The organism is Kurthia sp. Dielmo (genome assembly GCF_000307285.2).
Classification (GTDB): domain Bacteria; phylum Bacillota; class Bacilli; order Bacillales_A; family Planococcaceae; genus Kurthia; species Kurthia populi.
Genome location: NZ_HE578957.1, coordinates 279,877 through 296,345 on the forward strand (window position 1 = coordinate 279,877; position 16,469 = coordinate 296,345).

The 16,469-nt window shown below is 39.9% G+C and carries 16 protein-coding genes and 1 riboswitch; of the genes, 4 read left to right on the plus strand and 12 right to left on the minus strand.

Translation table 11 applies throughout. From position 1 onward, the window contains the following. Window positions 1-40: 40 nt before the first annotated feature. From KTHG_RS06280 to KTHG_RS06295, 4 genes are all read right to left on the minus strand, one after another. On the minus strand, window positions 41-889 hold the full coding sequence (locus KTHG_RS06280; protein WP_139992265.1) for a patatin-like phospholipase family protein: 849 nt from the start codon (window positions 887-889) through the stop codon (window positions 41-43). Between the two features lie 168 nt (window positions 890-1,057). Beyond that, window positions 1,058-2,005 carry a homoserine O-acetyltransferase MetA gene (metA, locus tag KTHG_RS06285; protein WP_139992267.1) on the minus strand — a complete coding sequence of 316 codons (948 nt, stop codon included), beginning with the start codon at window positions 2,003-2,005 and terminating at the stop codon, window positions 1,058-1,060. Between the two features lie 69 nt (window positions 2,006-2,074). Further along, window positions 2,075-2,180, minus strand: a riboswitch (SAM riboswitch). 66 nt (window positions 2,181-2,246) lie between these two features. Then, the gene (locus tag KTHG_RS06290; RefSeq protein WP_255512398.1) at window positions 2,247-3,866 is read right to left on the minus strand and encodes a sigma-54 interaction domain-containing protein; all 1,620 of its coding nucleotides are present in this window, start codon (window positions 3,864-3,866) and stop codon (window positions 2,247-2,249) included. A gap of 110 nt (window positions 3,867-3,976) precedes the next feature. After that, on the minus strand, window positions 3,977-5,374 hold the full coding sequence (locus KTHG_RS06295; protein WP_139992269.1) for an amino acid permease: 1,398 nt from the start codon (window positions 5,372-5,374) through the stop codon (window positions 3,977-3,979). 407 nt (window positions 5,375-5,781) lie between these two features. Between KTHG_RS06295 and KTHG_RS06300 the strand changes: the two genes are divergently transcribed. Further along, window positions 5,782-6,942, plus strand: a complete 1,161-nt coding sequence (locus tag KTHG_RS06300; RefSeq protein WP_139992271.1) for an aminotransferase class I/II-fold pyridoxal phosphate-dependent enzyme — start codon at window positions 5,782-5,784, stop codon at window positions 6,940-6,942. 23 nt (window positions 6,943-6,965) lie between these two features. Continuing rightward, window positions 6,966-7,178 carry a hypothetical protein gene (locus KTHG_RS06305; RefSeq protein ID WP_139992273.1) on the plus strand — a complete coding sequence of 71 codons (213 nt, stop codon included), beginning with the start codon at window positions 6,966-6,968 and terminating at the stop codon, window positions 7,176-7,178. On the opposite strand, the gene KTHG_RS06310 is transcribed toward KTHG_RS06305, so the two are convergent. From KTHG_RS06310 to KTHG_RS06345, 8 genes are all read right to left on the minus strand, one after another. Then, a complete protein-coding gene (locus tag KTHG_RS06310) occupies window positions 7,179-7,568 on the minus strand; it encodes a hypothetical protein (RefSeq protein WP_126990193.1) in 390 nt (129 codons plus the stop codon). A gap of 208 nt (window positions 7,569-7,776) precedes the next feature. Then, a complete protein-coding gene (locus KTHG_RS06315) occupies window positions 7,777-8,904 on the minus strand; it encodes an acetylornithine transaminase (protein ID WP_139992275.1) in 1,128 nt (375 codons plus the stop codon). After that, the gene (gene argB, locus KTHG_RS06320; RefSeq protein ID WP_139992277.1) at window positions 8,901-9,680 is read right to left on the minus strand and encodes an acetylglutamate kinase; all 780 of its coding nucleotides are present in this window, start codon (window positions 9,678-9,680) and stop codon (window positions 8,901-8,903) included. The genes KTHG_RS06315 and argB overlap by 4 nt, the downstream gene beginning before the upstream one ends. Then, window positions 9,643-10,863: a bifunctional glutamate N-acetyltransferase/amino-acid acetyltransferase ArgJ gene (gene argJ / locus KTHG_RS06325; RefSeq protein WP_139992279.1), complete on the minus strand. Its 1,221-nt coding sequence runs from the start codon at window positions 10,861-10,863 to the stop codon at window positions 9,643-9,645. The genes argB and argJ overlap by 38 nt, the downstream gene beginning before the upstream one ends. A 15-nt stretch (window positions 10,864-10,878) precedes the next feature. Next, complete coding sequence (argC, locus tag KTHG_RS06330; RefSeq protein WP_126990197.1) at window positions 10,879-11,907, minus strand: N-acetyl-gamma-glutamyl-phosphate reductase; 1,029 nt, start codon at window positions 11,905-11,907, stop codon at window positions 10,879-10,881. Window positions 11,908-12,148: 241 nt separating this feature from the next. Beyond that, entirely contained in the window at window positions 12,149-12,529 is a 381-nt protein-coding gene (locus KTHG_RS06335) for a sporulation protein (RefSeq protein WP_126990198.1), read from the minus strand. A 106-nt stretch (window positions 12,530-12,635) separates the two neighbouring features. Then, complete coding sequence (locus KTHG_RS06340) at window positions 12,636-13,874, minus strand: AI-2E family transporter (RefSeq protein WP_139992281.1); 1,239 nt, start codon at window positions 13,872-13,874, stop codon at window positions 12,636-12,638. A 23-nt stretch (window positions 13,875-13,897) separates the two neighbouring features. Next, on the minus strand, window positions 13,898-14,851 hold the full coding sequence (locus tag KTHG_RS06345) for an LCP family protein (protein ID WP_139992283.1): 954 nt from the start codon (window positions 14,849-14,851) through the stop codon (window positions 13,898-13,900). A gap of 207 nt (window positions 14,852-15,058) precedes the next feature. Here KTHG_RS06345 and msrA point away from each other — a divergent pair, with 207 nt between their 5' ends. Both msrA and KTHG_RS06355 read left to right on the plus strand, forming a co-directional pair. Then, window positions 15,059-15,589 carry a peptide-methionine (S)-S-oxide reductase MsrA gene (gene msrA / locus KTHG_RS06350; RefSeq protein ID WP_126990201.1) on the plus strand — a complete coding sequence of 177 codons (531 nt, stop codon included), beginning with the start codon at window positions 15,059-15,061 and terminating at the stop codon, window positions 15,587-15,589. 89 nt (window positions 15,590-15,678) lie between these two features. After that, a partial coding sequence (locus KTHG_RS06355; RefSeq protein WP_139992752.1) for an AEC family transporter occupies window positions 15,679-16,469 on the plus strand: 791 nt, incomplete at its 3' end.

Genomic DNA, 16,469 nt, shown 5'->3' on the forward strand with positions numbered 1-16,469 from the left:
TAAAAAAGCTTCTCGCGTCAGTACGCAAGAAGCTTTTCTATTAGTTTAAACCTAAAAATTCCTTTAAATCATTCATACGTAGTGTCGCCTCATGTAACCCAAGACGATAATTCGCTCGCATTTTCACAACATCCTTCTCCATGCCCTCAATGCCATATGGCGGGCGGAAAATAAATGCTTTGCCTTCACGTTCAAGCTGCTCACATTTTGCAACCGTTTCATTGTAGCGATCCACACGTTCTAGCATGACATCGACTAGCTTCGGATATTTTTTACGCATTAGTTGCATTGCTGCTTTTGTTTGGCGGTCCATCGTTTTGTAATAACCTTTTGGACGCGTTAAGACGATAACATGCTTCTCATATCCCTCATCAATGGCATGTTGCACTGGAATCGGGTCTGCTAATCCACCGTCATAATACGGCACGCCATTTAATTTTATTTCCGGAAACATGACCGGAATCGCACAAGTAGCACGCAACAACTGACTATCAGTATCCATCGTCTGTACGTCCATAAATTCCACTTCACCTGTAAGAGCATTTGTCACGCCCGCAAGCGCTGTGCCTTCGTAGCTACGGAATGTTTGCCAATCAAATAATTCAAGCTGATTTGGCAACACATTCCAACCAAAGTCTAACCCAAATAATGAGCGTTCTGTTAAGAAGTTTCGCATACCTACATAACGCTTATCATGTCGATACTCCGTAAAGACGCGCATCGTACGCTCAGGCTGCTTTGAAATATAGGAGCATAAATTAATTGCCCCCGCTGAAATCCCAATAATATAGGGCATCATAATCTCTTCGCGTAATAAGGCATCCAGTACACCGCTCGTATAAATGGTGCGGAATGTACCCCCTTCTAAAATCAAACTCGTTTCGTTCACTGTCGCCACTTCCCTTATTTTTCTGCCTATTTATCGTACACTAAATGTGAAAAACTGTCATATTGTTTTCGTATAAATATGCTTTTCATTTTTGTCCATCAAAAAACACTTCCAAAGCTTGCCTCCTGAAAGTGTCTTTTTCTGTTCTCTTTTTAGTTTTTCATCTATTTATAAACAGGAAGACGTTAGCGAATGATTTTCACCTTTGTCTACCCAATCATATGGCGTTTCTTGGTATACATAGTAATTTAACCAGTTTGAGAATAATAAATGCGTATGTGAACGCCATGTATTACGCGGTTTTTTCGTTGGGTCATCTTCAGGGAAATAATGTTTTGGTAGTTCTGGATTTAAGCCCCGTGCGACATCGCGCTCATACTCTAATGCTAGTGTATCCGCATCATATTCTAAATGCCCGGTCACGAGCACATGACGTTCATCTTTTGAAATCATTAAAAAAGCACCTGCTTCATCTGATTCGGATAATAATTCAATGTCTGGATGATTTTTTACCGCTTCCGTTGATATCGATGTATTACGCGAGTGCGGTGCTGGGTAAATGTCGTTAAAGCCACGAAGTAGTTTCACAGTGCTATCATATACTTCATGGTCAAAAATACCAGAGCACTTCGTTTCAAGTGGGTATTTTCCAATGCCATAATAATGATACAGTGCTGCTTGTGCGCCCCAACAAATATGCATCGTTGACGTCACATGCTCCTGTGCCCAGTCCAAAATTTCTTTATGCTCCTCCCAGAAATCGACCTCATCAAACTCAAATAATTCGATGGGTGCACCGGTGATGATCATACCATCATACCGATCTTTTTTGATTTCATGAAATGTTGAATAAAATGTTTCTAAATGTGATTTTGACACATTTTTTGACTCATGTGTTGCGGTATTTAAGAACGTGACATTCACTTGTAGTGGTGTATTTCCTAATAAACGTAACAGCTGTAATTCTGTTTTTTCTTTTTCAGGCATTAAGTTGAAAATTAAAATATTTAATGGACGAATATTTTGGCTCTTTGAGCGCTCCTCCTCCATAACGAAAATCTTCTCTTCTTTTAATCGTTCTGTTGCCGGTAAATATTGTGGAATGTTAATTGGCATGTTCCTGAACCCCCTCAAATTCGTAAAAAAAGCCCTTCTTAATAAAAATAAGAAGGGCAATTTATCCGTTTCTTATCTTCCAAGTACAAAACTTGTAGGAGTTAGCACCTTTCTACTAGTGTAGAGGTTGCTGAAGCGTCGTCGGGCCTTTTCCCTCGGCTTCTCTTGATAAGACTATGCAGTTTCAGTTATCATAGCAAAATTTCAAATACTTTGCAAACTTTTCTGAAAAAATAGAATATTATTCATAGGATACTTGTTTTTCGAGCTGGTATTTTTGAATCTTACGCACAAGTGTCGACTGATTACAGCCTAATGCCTTCGCTGTTTGACGAATGCTAGGGTATTGTCCGAGCGCCTCTTTAATCACTTTTCGCTCAAAGGCATCCACTTGATTTTTTAGTGTCTGATTCTGATCATAAATAGGCGTTTGTGTGAACGTATCATCGACCAACGGCACTGGATTATGCTGTTGATACTCCGGCTTTTGAAATTCTCGCTGAATGTATTGCAGGGTAATGGTCGACTGCTGCGTTAATAAACTAACGCGTTCAATAAAATTTTTCAGCTGACGAATATTTCCCGGCCAATAATACTGCGTAAGACGGTCGACTGCTGCTTCCTCAATCGTACGCTCAATGCTATATTTCTCCATTACTAAATGTAAAAATCGGTATGCAAGCGGTGCAATATCCTCCTTACGTTCACGCAGTGGTGGAATACGTAGCGGAATAATATTTAAACGATAAAATAAATCCTCGCGAAATTCACCGCGCTGCACCATATCATATAAATTACGATTCGTTGCGGTAATGATCCGCACATCCACTGGAATCGGTTTAATCCCTCCTACACGGGTGATTTCTGATTCTTGTAATACGCGTAGTAGCTTTACTTGTAGCGATAATGGCATCTCGCCAATTTCATCGAGGAAAAGTGTACCTCCAGAGGCAAGTTCAAAAAGACCAGGTTTCCCTGTTTTATTCGCCCCAGTAAACGCACCACCCATATAGCCAAAAAGCTCCGACTCTAATAAATTTTCTGGAATAGCACCGCAATTGACCGTAATCATCGGCTTTTGTGCACGGTGACTTCGCTGATGAATTAATTTCGTTAATTCTTCCTTACCTGCACCTGATTCCCCCGAAATAAGTACCGTCGAATCGACGTTGGCAATGCGTGTGGCTTTTTCAATCACTTGGCGCATCGCTTTAGAAACAGCAATCAAGCTCGTTGAAGATTGTTGCTTTAATGCTTCAAGTTGTTCCTTATACTGTGCACTCTGTGACTCTAAGCGTTCAATCGTGCGCTCCATGTCACGTAGTTCAGTCATTTCACGTGAATTGGCGACAACATATTCCACATTGCCCGCCTCATCAAAAATCGGTAGCGCCGTTACTAATACGACATGTCCATTGGCGAATGTTTGCACGATGTCTTCCCGCTTTTTCGATTTTAGCACTTTCATGGTCACCGACTCATTCATAATGCCGCGTTCAACAAATTCCATCACTGGTAAATAGCGCGCATCGACCTCAAACATCTTGCGATCGGCCTCATTTTGAAAAACGATAATGCCATCTGAATTACAGATTGTCAATCCATCACTAACCGAGTTCAACACATGTTCGATAAATTGCCACGATGTCGTCATCTCTTTATCGTGAATAATAAATAAATACGATGCTTCAAGTTCAATAATATGTACAAAGCAATGTTCTAAATCCAAATAGGTTTGTTGTTCTATACGGAATTGTTCAATAATCTCTGCATATTGCTGCGGTGGCTGCTCACTATTACTAGAAATCCACTGAAACTGGTGATCGGTCAAAATATACGTAATCATTTGTTTTAATTCCATCGACAATCCCCTCCGAAGCCTAGCTTAACATGAACATTGTGGAAAAAAAAGCACTTGTCCGCATGAAAAAACAGGAATCCCCCAGTAGGAATTCCTGCCATTTCCATAAGCTATTCTACATCTGCATTTCGTGTAGCATTTGCAGTCGTAAGCGTTGTTTTCTTCAGGCGCTCACGTAGGAAGAAGCTACCAACGACGAAAATAACGAGTATCGTACTCATATAAAACTGGGCCTGCAAGGATGAAATGAACATCTGACAAAGATACACACCCGCAAGCATCGCAATCGTGACATACGTTAAATACGGGAATAGCCACATTTTAATCGCAAGTGGCTCTGTTTCCATTTTTTCATACTGTTTACGGAAACGAATATGTGCGACCGCAATAAAAATATACACGATAATCATTAAGGCACCAACTGCATTACCTAAGAAGTAGAAAATAACATCTGGCGAAATAAAGTAAAGAATGGCACAAAAGTATGCGACAACCGTACTGCCAATGATTGCAAATGTTGGTGCACTGCTTTTCTTCGATAGCTTCATGAAAATCGCTGGTGCATCACCTTTTTCAGCCATACCAAGTAACATACGTGAACTTGTGAAAATCGCAGAGTTCATTACGGAAATAAGTGATGTAAAAATAACAATTTGCATTAGCTGTGCAGCCATCGGAAGACCGGCCATTTCTAAAATGTTGGCGTATGGCGCTGCTAGTAGTTCCGTGTTATTCCACGGAATAATACAAATCATAATTAATACCGAACCAACGAAGAACAATGCTAAACGATAAATAACATTATTAATAGCACGGACGATATTACGCTTTGGATCCTCTGATTCACCCGCTGCAATGGCGGCTACCTCTGCCCCGCAAATAGAGAAAATAACGAATACAATCCCTGTAAAGATTGGTAGCACACCATTTGGCGCAAAACCACCTGCCTCTTGTATAAATGCAAAGCCATTATGTTCAAACGTCGGTAACACACCAAAAATCATTAAGGCGCCGACTACTAAGAACACGATGATAGCCCCTACTTTAATAAATGCTAACCAGTATTCAAATTCACCAAATGTTTTAACGGAGTATAAATTAATGGCTGTTAGTAGTAGCGTAATCCCTACACTACCGACCCATACTGGAATCGACGGTACCCATGAATGCAGCATGCCACCAATAACGGCCGCTTCTAAACCTACAATGAACACCCAACTCGCCCAGTACAACCAACCAACTGTATAACCTGCCCAGCGGCCAATATAACGACTTGAATACGCTGCAAACGAGCCATTCTCTGGTTTTGTTGAAGCCATTTCACCAAGCATTCGCATAATGAAGACAATGATTAGACAGGCCAATATGTACGAAACGATTGTAGCTGGTCCTGTTGATATAATGTTTTTCCCTGTGCCGACGAATAGTCCTGTTCCGATAATCCCACCAATTGAAATCATCGTGATGTGACGTGTTTTTAATGTTTTGCCTAATTCTACTTGCGCCATATTCCAACACCTCCATATTTTTCCCTCACCCTTTACTATGCAATTTTCGTGCCAACTTTTAAAATCACCGAAAGCGCTGTTAGAGCTTCACTTTTAAAGCAATCCTACATTTCATTACAAGCATAAAATGCAATTTTTGTTGCAAAAACGCATCATTTTTCGCGAAAACTACCTATGTTTCAATGAGATAATTATCATCCATTGTCGTTATGTATTAAATATGCTGTTTTATACTTTATTTTTATTTTCCCCTTCTAAACAAATGACTATTTACCATATCATTACTTGAATACGTAAAAACTAACTAGCGCATTGTTTTTTATCTATTTAGATAATTGTGACATCTTTTAATTTCTTTATGCTAAACTTGTTCTATACTATACTGACAGCAAAGGATGTGCCCACCCATGAAAATTGAACGTTCCGCACTGATGACAAAATTTCCGAAAGCGATTTTTGGTGACTTAAAAAAAGCTTCAAAAGAAGCGGCTACTACCGGTCATCAAATCATTGATTTAAGTCTTGGTAGCCCTGACCTACCACCAGACGAAAAAATTCGCCAGGCATTAGCACATCATGCGCTCGCTGAGACTTCGTATGGCTATACACTAGGTGGCATTCAGGATTTCAATGAGGCCGTTGCACGCTATTATAAACGCCGCGTGGAAGTCACGCTTGATGCATCTACACAGGTCTTACAGACGATGGGCTCTCAAGAAGGTCTTGTACATTTACCGCTCGCTTTTTGTAACCCCGGTGACATTGTCTTAACGACAGATCCTGGGTATGTAGCGTATGAAGCTGGGATTCATTTAGCACAGGCTGAGCCCTATTATATGCCGTTACGTGCTGACAATGCTTTTTTACCCGATTTACAGGCAATTCCTGAGGATGTTGCACAGCGCGCGAAATTACTGATTTTAAACTTACCTGGGAACCCGGTACCTGCGATGCCTTCTATCCGCTTTTTTGATGACGTCATTGCCTTTGCAAAAAAATACAATATTATCGTGCTACACGATGCGGCCTATTCTGAATTTTATTTTGATGAAACGGCGCCAGTGTCTTTTCTACAAGCAGCTGGTGCCATCGACGTTGGGATTGAGATTAATTCGCTATCAAAAAGTTTCAGTTTAGCGGGCGCACGTATTGCCTATATCGTCGGCAACGCAGAGATTATTGCGATTTTACAGCAATTAAAATCCAATTTAGACTATGGTACATTTGAACCGATTCAGCGCGCAGCTATCGTCGCACTCGATAACGCAGAAGAAATCACAGCGCGTCTACGCCAAACATTTGCAGCGCGACACCATGTTTTATCACAAGGGCTTGCGGCATTAGGATGGGATGTTGTACCATCAAAGGGTGGGATGTTCGTCTATGCGAAATATCCGCAGCAAACGCTAAATGATATTGAATTTGCCTATGAAGCCATTGCCAAAATAGGTGTCGTTGTCGTTCCTGGATCTATTTTTGGCATGTCAGGTACAAATTATGTCCGTATTGCACTGGTGCAGCCTGAGAATGTAATTCGCGAAGCATTGAGACGTTTTGCTACATTATAGATTAGTCAAAGAAGGTGTCTATCGTGAAACAACATGAACCTACAGAGGAAGAACTTCAAAAAATCAATGAAGAAATCGAGCGTGAATTTTTAGAAAAAGGTGAGGAAGCCTTTTCAGACGAAAAAAAAGAAGAGGATGCAAAAGTCCCCTTCTTCTTCGTTGTGATGCTTATTATTTTATTCGGTATTTTATTACTAAAAATCGCCCTCGTTGCAATCGGATTTTTCAATTCCTAATTAACGCAATGTTTCATAATGCTCCACAAGTTCAATTTCATGTGGTTGCACATATTTACGATAATGATTCAGTCCAACAGATTCAAAATGATATAAATGCGCGGCTAGGCTATCGTCGGTTTCAAGGCGATAGCTTTTTTTAATTTCATCATAATAAACTGCGTACAATTCTCCGTTGTAACGTGCATGTGTATCGATTGTATAAAGGCGATCAATATCATCAAGTGCTACTTCTTTTATAAAAAAGTCCGTTGAAATAAATTGTTTCACACGATAAAATCCGTCCAGTAAACTTTCGGCCTCATGTGATTTCAACACGACCATGCCATTATGCTGTGTCGTAACTTCATATTCTGCACCATTATAGGTTGCAAATTTTCCTTTTTTCACATTCACCACTTCCTTTTACCGATTTTTCCCCGAATTTTATCAAAACGAAACAAAAAAAGATGCTTATCTCATAGATAAGCATCTTTTTTCGTGTAAGACAACTAATTCAATAGGTCCCTGTTCCTATTTGGTCAATTGAAATCACTATTATTATAAGAGGTTAATGCTAATGAATTGTGGTTCTCGAAGCACATTAATTCATATGAAACTATCCTAAAATTTCTTTTAAAATCGCAACCGCTGCATCGATTTCTTCATTCGACACCGTTAGCGGTGGTAATAGACGCACTGTCGTTTCGCCAGCACCGACTAATAATAGCCCTTTTTCTTCGGCCGCTTGAATCACCTCTGCTACCGGTAGTGGTGATTCGATGCCCAGTAGTAAGCCCATGCCACGTACTTGTAAATTTGGTAGTGCTTTTGCAAGTTGTTGCTTTGCATAGATTGATTTCGTTTCGACATCCGCTAAGAATGCTTGGTCAAATACAGTATCAATAACTGTTTGCGCGATATGTGTCGCCATTGGATTACCACCGAATGTCGTGCCATGTGTCCCCGGACCAAAGCTATCAAACAATGCTTCTGTTGCAAGCATTGCACCGATTGGGAAGCCGCCACCAAGGCCTTTTGCTAATGACACGATGTCTGGTTTTAATGCCGTTTGCTCCCATGCATAGCGCGTACCTGTACGGGCTATGCCTGTTTGTACCTCATCGACGATTAATAAAATGCCTTTTTCATCACAAATGGCTTGAATCGCTTCTGCAAATTCCGCTGTGACTGGGTTGACGCCACCTTCGCCTTGCACGACTTCTAGCATAATTGCCGCTGTTTCTTCATCTGCAGCTGCTTGTAATGCTGCTACATCATTAAATGGTAAATACTCGAATTTTTCGACAATCGGACCGAAGCCAGCATGCACTTTTTCTTGTCCTGTCGCACTCATTGCCGCAAATGTACGACCATGGAATGAGTGTAGGAATGTAATCATTTTATGCTTACCTGTATGTTTACGTGCTAATTTAATTGCCGCTTCATTCGCTTCTGTACCTGAGTTACAGAAGAAACCATGCGCTAAATGTGTATCTGCTACAAGGCTTGCTGCTAGCTTTTCTTGCTCTGGATTATCAAATAAATTCGATACATGCCATAGCTTGTCACTTTGTTCTTTCATCGCCTCTACTAAAATTGGATTGGAGTGACCAAGTGATAGTACAGCAATCCCCGAAACGAAATCTAAATATTCCTTGCCAGCTTCATCCCAAACTTTTGTACCTTGTCCTTTTACTAAATGAACGGGACGACGTTTGTAATTGTTAAAAAGTGCTTGTGTCATACGAGTACCTTCTTTCCTAAAATAGATGTACCTTCTAATGAATCATTCACGATATTCACTTGTGGAATGCCTGATTCAAGACATTCTACAGCAGCGCGTACTTTCGGAATCATTCCGCCATAAATATCGCCGGATAAAATCCATAAATCAATTTGTTCCGGTGTTAATTCTTCTACCGTTTCTTCATGGAATTTAACGCCTGGTGTATCTGTAACAAGTAATAATTCATCCGCTCCCCATTCAAGCGCAATCTCACTCGCTACGGTATCCCCATTAATATTTAATGCCGTACCATCAATTGTCGCACCGATACATGCTACTACTGGGATATAATCGATTTTTTGTAATTGCTCAAGTAAATCAATATTAATCGACTCAATATGACCAACATAGCCATATGTGTCTTGGTCTAAATACGTACATTCAATTAGTGTGCCATCCTCACCATTTAAGCCAACTGCCGGAATGCCTGCACGGTTTAAGCGCCCGGTTAAATAAGGATTAACCGTCCCAATAAGTGTCCCTGTAACGATCGAAATCGCATCCTCATTCGTCACACGAATCCCATTATGCGTGTACGTATTAATTTTATGTTCTTTGAGTGCTTGGTTAATTGCTGGACCACCACCATGTACGATAACGATTTCAGCACCCTCAGCTTTTAATTTTTTAATTTCCTCAAAAAAGGTGTCCGTTAAGCTCGCGAGCATACTCCCACCAAGCTTAATGACCAACTTTTTATGAGCGGTAGGTTGCGTTGATTTGTACGTAGTCATACGTTAAGTCACATCCCCACGCTTTGCCCTGGCCTTCGCCAACATGAAGGTCCACAACAATTTTTATTTCTGGTTGCTTTAAATACTCAAGTAAATAGGCTTCTGAGAAATCTAACGGCTCACCGCCATCTACTACCGCTTCGTCTCCGATTTTAATAAAAACATTCGTTGGATCAATGGCACAGCCTGAATAACCAACTGCTGCTAAAATACGCCCCCAGTTCGCATCATTACCAAATACTGCTGTTTTAACAAGTGGTGAACCGACAACTGTTTTGGCAATTTTAATTGCTTCTTCATTTGTCGCTGCGCCAATAACCGTTGTTTCGATTAACTTCGTCGCGCCTTCGCCATCTTTTGCAATCATTTTTGCAAGGTCTTGGCTGACAAGACGGAACGCTTCCTTAAATGCATCCCAGTCTGCATGTTCCGGTGTTAATGATTCATTACCCGCTAAACCGTTTGCTAAAGCGAGAACAGTATCATTTGTTGATGTATCACCATCTACTGTAATTGCATTAAATGTCACATTTGTCGCAGCTGCTAATAATGTTTGTAATGTATCCGAATCAATTTTCGCATCTGTCGTAATGACACCAAGCATTGTCGCCATATTCGGCTCAATCATGCCCGAACCTTTTGCGGTACCAGCAATGGTTACTTCTTTGTTATCAATCATAACGGTATACGCTGTATTTTTCATTACGGTATCCGTTGTAAGTAGTGCCTCGGCAAAATGGACCCCATGTTCGACAGAATCTCCTAATTCGATTTCTTGAATACCTTTAATAATTGGCTCCATTGGTAAGTGCTGTCCGATAACTCCTGTTGAACAAACGCCAACTGTATTCGCTGGAATCATGAATTTATCTGCAACTAATTGTTGCATTTGTTTCGCATCCGCTAAGCCCTGCTTTCCTGTGCATGCATTAGCATTGCCTGAATTTAACACGACCGCTTGTAATGTGCGTGAGTCATAAATTGTTTCCTTCGTCACAATCACAGGTGCTGCTTTAATCGCATTTGTAGTAAATACACCTGCAACACTCGCTGGTACTTCACTAAATAATAACGCTAAATCTTTCTTTTTATGTTTTACGCCACAATGCATCCCTGCAGCTGTAAAGCCTTTCGGTGACACGATATGTTTTGCAACGACTTGTTTCACGTCAACTGTTGTCATATGGAACACTCCCCTTTAAATGAATATTGGTACTTGCGTTAATCCCTCTGTTTCGTCATAGCCAAATAATAGATTCATATTTTGAATCGCTTGCCCGGCTGCCCCTTTTACTAAGTTATCAATTACCGAAACGATGGTGACCCGATTTGTTCGTGCATCGACATTAACATGAATATCACAGAAATTCGTGCCACGTACTTGATTGGTACTGACGCGCGTAGCATCTTGTAAAACACGTACAAATGGTTTCTGTGCATAATATTTGTCATATGCTGCATATAAATCGGTTTCTGTCACACCGTCTTTTAATGGTGCATAGCTTGTCGCGATAATGCCGCGAATCATTGGCACTAAATGCGTCGAAAATGTAATTGGATAACTTTCTCCTGCATACATTGCAATCGCCTGCTCAATTTCTGGGATATGCTGATGTTTATTTACTTTATAAATCGATGTCGCTTCTGTATTTTCTGTAAAATGTGTGCCTTGGGAAGGTTTATTACCAGACCCTGAAATACCACTTTTTGCATCAATAATCAGTTGTGAGCCATCGATTAAGTTTTCTTTTAATAATGGAAGTAATGATAATAATACCGCTGTTGGATAGCATCCTGGATTGGCGATAACTTTCGCGCCAGTTGTATCTTGCCATTCTGCTAAGCCATACATCGCCTTATCGACAAATGCTTGTGGTGCGGGCTTTTTGTGATACCATGTTTCGTAATCTGCAATGTCTTTCAAACGAAGATCACCAGACAAATCAATAAATGTTGTGTGCGCATTCGCCACATCCGGCAATAGCTGACCAGAGACGCCGGATGGAGTGCTCGTGAAGACAACATCTAGTTTTGCAATCGCCTCTTTTGTAATGGCTTCTAGTGGAAAATCGTATAAGCCTTTCAAATGAGGGTATTTAGCTGAGAATAATGCGCCTTCATCTGATGATGTAAAGAGCGTAATCGACTCTACTTTTGAATGATTATGCAATAAGCGAATCAACTCTAAACCACCATATCCCGTTGCTCCAATAATTCCGACTTTCATCCAATCACCTCTCGTTTTTGATGTAAAAAGTATACAAATGAATAAATATAATGTCAACTGCATTATTATTTATTTTTAGAAAATTCAATACATAATAACTTAGAAAATCGCGCCAGAATAGCTTTTTTACGACGCAAAAAAATTTTTTATAGCGCAAAAAAATTTTTCGTATAATAAAAACAGCTTATTTTTTATATAAAAATAAGCTGTTTTTGTATATTTAGTTTATTATATGCATTTTTTATTGATTATTATACACAAAATTATCTTCTGCACGCATAATCTCTTCGCCAAATAATTGCAATGAAGTACGCAAGATAAGCTCACTTGTCGTTGGTTCCTCCATCCAGCGGTCATCTGGTACGATTTCAAACACGATCATTTCAGCTTGTTTCGATTTGACATTCCCAACCATTTGAATATCATGTTTTAATAACGTTTTTTCATCTCCCGTTATACGGTCTTTGCGAACAACCTCTAATTGAATAAAATCAATTTTTGCTTCATCCTCGCAGCCTTCGATATAAACCGTACCACTTAGATTTTCACCAAATGCGACCTCTGCCTGGTCAACGATGGTCGTAATCTCCATCTCGTCTTTCACAATTTTCGTCGTATACATTGCTATTTCACTCCTGTGTTTTGTCTGTAGCTAGACGTTCTGTTCCCTTATTTTACCGCAAACAAACAAAAAGTGTTAGGGCTATTACTCACCCTAACACCTTTTTTCAATAATTGTCGCGTAATTTTTCCATTTCTTCATCTAATTCATAATACTTTGATGGATCTGGTTGATATTTATTGTAACGGCGTTTGTACAGGTAAATAATATGCGATACGAATACTTTAAGAACCGCATATCCTGGAATCCCTAGTACAACCCCTGCTACACCAAATAATTTACCACTCACGAGTAAAACAAAAATAATCGTAATCGGATGAATGTGTAACGATTTCCCCATGACCTGAGGTGAAATAAATTTCCCTTCAAGCAATTGCACGACTGTCCATACAATCCCTAACTTAATTAGCATAAATGGTGACGTAACAATCGCAATAATAATCGCTGGTGTAATGGCAATCATTGGTCCTAAATATGGTACAACACTTGTGACCATCGCCAAGATTCCGAGAACAACCGCATAATCCATGCCGATAATTAAAAAGCCGATTGTCATTAAAATCCCAATGCACATGGCTACGATAATCTGGCCTTGAATATAGCCAGAAATTTGTGTATCTGCACGTTTTAGTAATAATGCTGTTTCAGGACGAACTGTTTTCGGTAAAATTTTCACAAAGAATTTTGGTAGTTTTTCACCATCTTTTAATAAATAGAATAAAATGAATGGTGTCGTGACAATCGCTACAACAAGGCTTGTCAATGTTGAAACAAAACCGCCAACCCCTGTCGCAAGTGTCGAGCCAATATCACTTGACCACTCGGTAATTTTTTGTGTAAATTCATTCATTGTTTTATCAACGACACTTGTCACATCTAAGCCAAAGCGGTCCATCGTTGACGTTACAAATGAACTCTTCATAAAGTTTTGGATATTCTCAAAGAGCTGCATAATATATGCCGGAAATTCTCGTACTAAATCTAAAAATTGTTCTTTTACAAATGGGAATACGAGTGTAATTGCAATTGTAATAAGTCCAATAACAGCTAGATAGATAATGAAAATCCCAACGACTTTAGGCGTTCCCCATTTAATCATTAACCGTAAAATTGGTCGTAGTAAATAGAATAAAATACCAGATAAAATAATTGGTACAATAACTGTTTGGAACAGAATCGCTAATGGCTTAAAAACAAATTCAATTTGATCATATACCGCAATAACAATTCCTGCTAAGAGTACTACAAGCATGCCATATAATAAGTTTCGTCCCCCTAGAAATTGAATGAAACGCGTTGCGAAGAAATCTTTTCGTTGCGGTTCATGTGGGTCTTTTTGTTCCATCTAACTCCTCCCTGTGACATTATTTATTGTGTTGGTGTGCTCGTTGTACCGCTTTCCGCTTCTTTCTTTAACGTTTCTGAGCTTTCACCATTGAAGAAGCGTGACATATACTCTTTATTCGCATCCACATTAATATCTAGCACAGAGCCTGCTTGCGGATAACGTCCATATTGATATGTCCCTTTTAATGGAATCGTCATACGGTCGATGTTCACACCGCCGCCTTTTACGGCATTAAACATTAACCCTACTTGTTGGCTTGTCGTTAAATCCGTTTGAATATAGCCTTCAAGCGCACCAATTAGTTTTGGATAGTTTTTTACATTTGAAGCAGATAATACTTCGTCTTTCAATGCCTCAATCGCCTGTTGCTGGCGTTCTACACGACCAAAATCACCCTCTGCATCATAACGGAAACGTGCAAAGCCCAGTAATTCTTTCCCGTTCAAGCGCTGTGTGCCTTTTTTAAGGCTTACGCCAATATTTTTCGACATGTCATGCGGTACATTTACTTCTACCCCATTTGGTGCTGCAACATCCACTAATTGCTCAAAATTTTTAAAATCAATAATTGCATAGTGATTAACTGTTACGCCAAACATATTATTTAATGTTTGCTGCAGTAAAGAAACGCCACCTAAATAATACGCCGTATTTAATTTATAGCCTGTTTCGTATCCTGGGAAATGACTATAAATGTCGCGCATAAACGATACCATGCGTACATCATTTGTTTCCTGGTTCCAAGAAATGAGCATCATCGTGTCGGAACGTGATTGTTCTTCACCACGCGTATCGATCCCAATTAATAAAATATTTTCAACATTATTAATCGAAGGATCTCCTTTAAATTCAATTTCTTGTTTATTTTCTTTTGACGCGAGATTATGCCCCGCCTTGTATTGGAAATAAAAATATCCCCCTAGTGCAAGCAAAATAGCGAGGAAAAATACGCCAAAGACACGTCCTTTACGCAATTTACGTTTTTTCTTTTTGCCTGCTGTCTACGCTGTTCTGTCATCGAGAAGCCTCCTTTATTCCTTATATAAACACTAAGAATTATCTTTACTAACGAAAGCAAGTATGTTTACAATGAAAACGTATAAACGCCCTTCTACATATTAGTAGTGATTTGTAGTAGAATCAAGCGTTATCAATCATTCCCCCACGAAGGAGATTTCATAATGACACAGTCAACTTTACACAAAGCCACATTTGCAGGTGGTTGTTTTTGGTGTATGGTCAAACCATTCGTTGAATGGGATGGCATCGAATCCGTTATTTCAGGTTATATGGGCGGTACAGCCGCTACTGCTACGTATGAGCAAGTTAAAAAAGGCACTACGGGGCATAAAGAGGTTGTCCAAATAACCTATGACCCTACTCTGTTTTCATATGAACAATTGCTTGAATTATATTGGCAGCAAGTAGACCCTACTGATGATGAAGGGCAATTTCAAGACCGCGGTGACAATTACCGTGCAATGATTTTTTATCACGATGAAAAGCAGCGTCAAGCTGCTGAAGCGTCCAAGCAAGCATTAATTGCCAGCAAGCGCTTTGCACAAGTTGTCACACCCATTGTCCCCGCACAAGCCTTTTATAAGGCCGAAGATTATCATCAGGATTTCTATAAGAAGAGTCCACAAGAATATCATGACGACCGGAAGCAATCAGGTCGTGATGACTTTATCGATGCACATTGGCAAAAATAATTCGTTATTAAGACGTATCTATGTATGAAAGGTTCTTTTATGTAGTACCCTCGTCAAAATTTTATAAAACACGCTAGGAGATGGAATATGTGGCATTGATTCTGATTATCTTGCCGGTGTTGATCGTCTTTGCGATTGGATATATCGGGCAAAAGAAACTACAGCTTGATATTAAAACGATTTCGACGATGTCTCTTTATTTAATGTCGCCACCACTTGCCTTTCGTACTTTTTATCAAACACCGATTACAAAAGATTATGCATATATTTTCGCCTTTGCAATTTTACTATGTCTTCTATTATTTATTGTGACATGGTTTGCTTCAAAGAGCTTACGCACGTCGCGTTCAGAGTCTTCTGCCATGATGCTCGGAGCGGTCTTTATGAATAGTGGCAATTACGGCGCACCTGTCGCATTATTTGCATTTGGGAATGAAGGCTTTCATGTCGCCGTCATTATTATGGTCATCCATTCACTCTTTATGAACTCACTCGGCATTTTCTTTGCATCAATAGGTTCAAAGGACAATGCCTCGGTGAAAGAAGCACTCAAGCAAGTATTTCATATGCCGGTATTATACGGTGCCGTGGCAGGTGTAGCCCTCCAATTACTGCATATTCCAATCCATCAATCGATTATGGATGGTCTTAGCCTCGTCGCCGATGCATCGATTCCGGTTGTCATGCTTGTCCTTGGTATGCAATTAGCATCGATGTCACGTCGTCGTGTCAACTATCCCGTTATGGGTGTTACAAGCGTCATTCGTATTGTTGCGTCGCCACTAATTGCCGCTGCCATTTTATACTTTATGCCACTTGATCCGTTAATTAAATCGGTGCTTATTTTACAAGCGGCGATGCCTGCAGCTGCAAATACAAC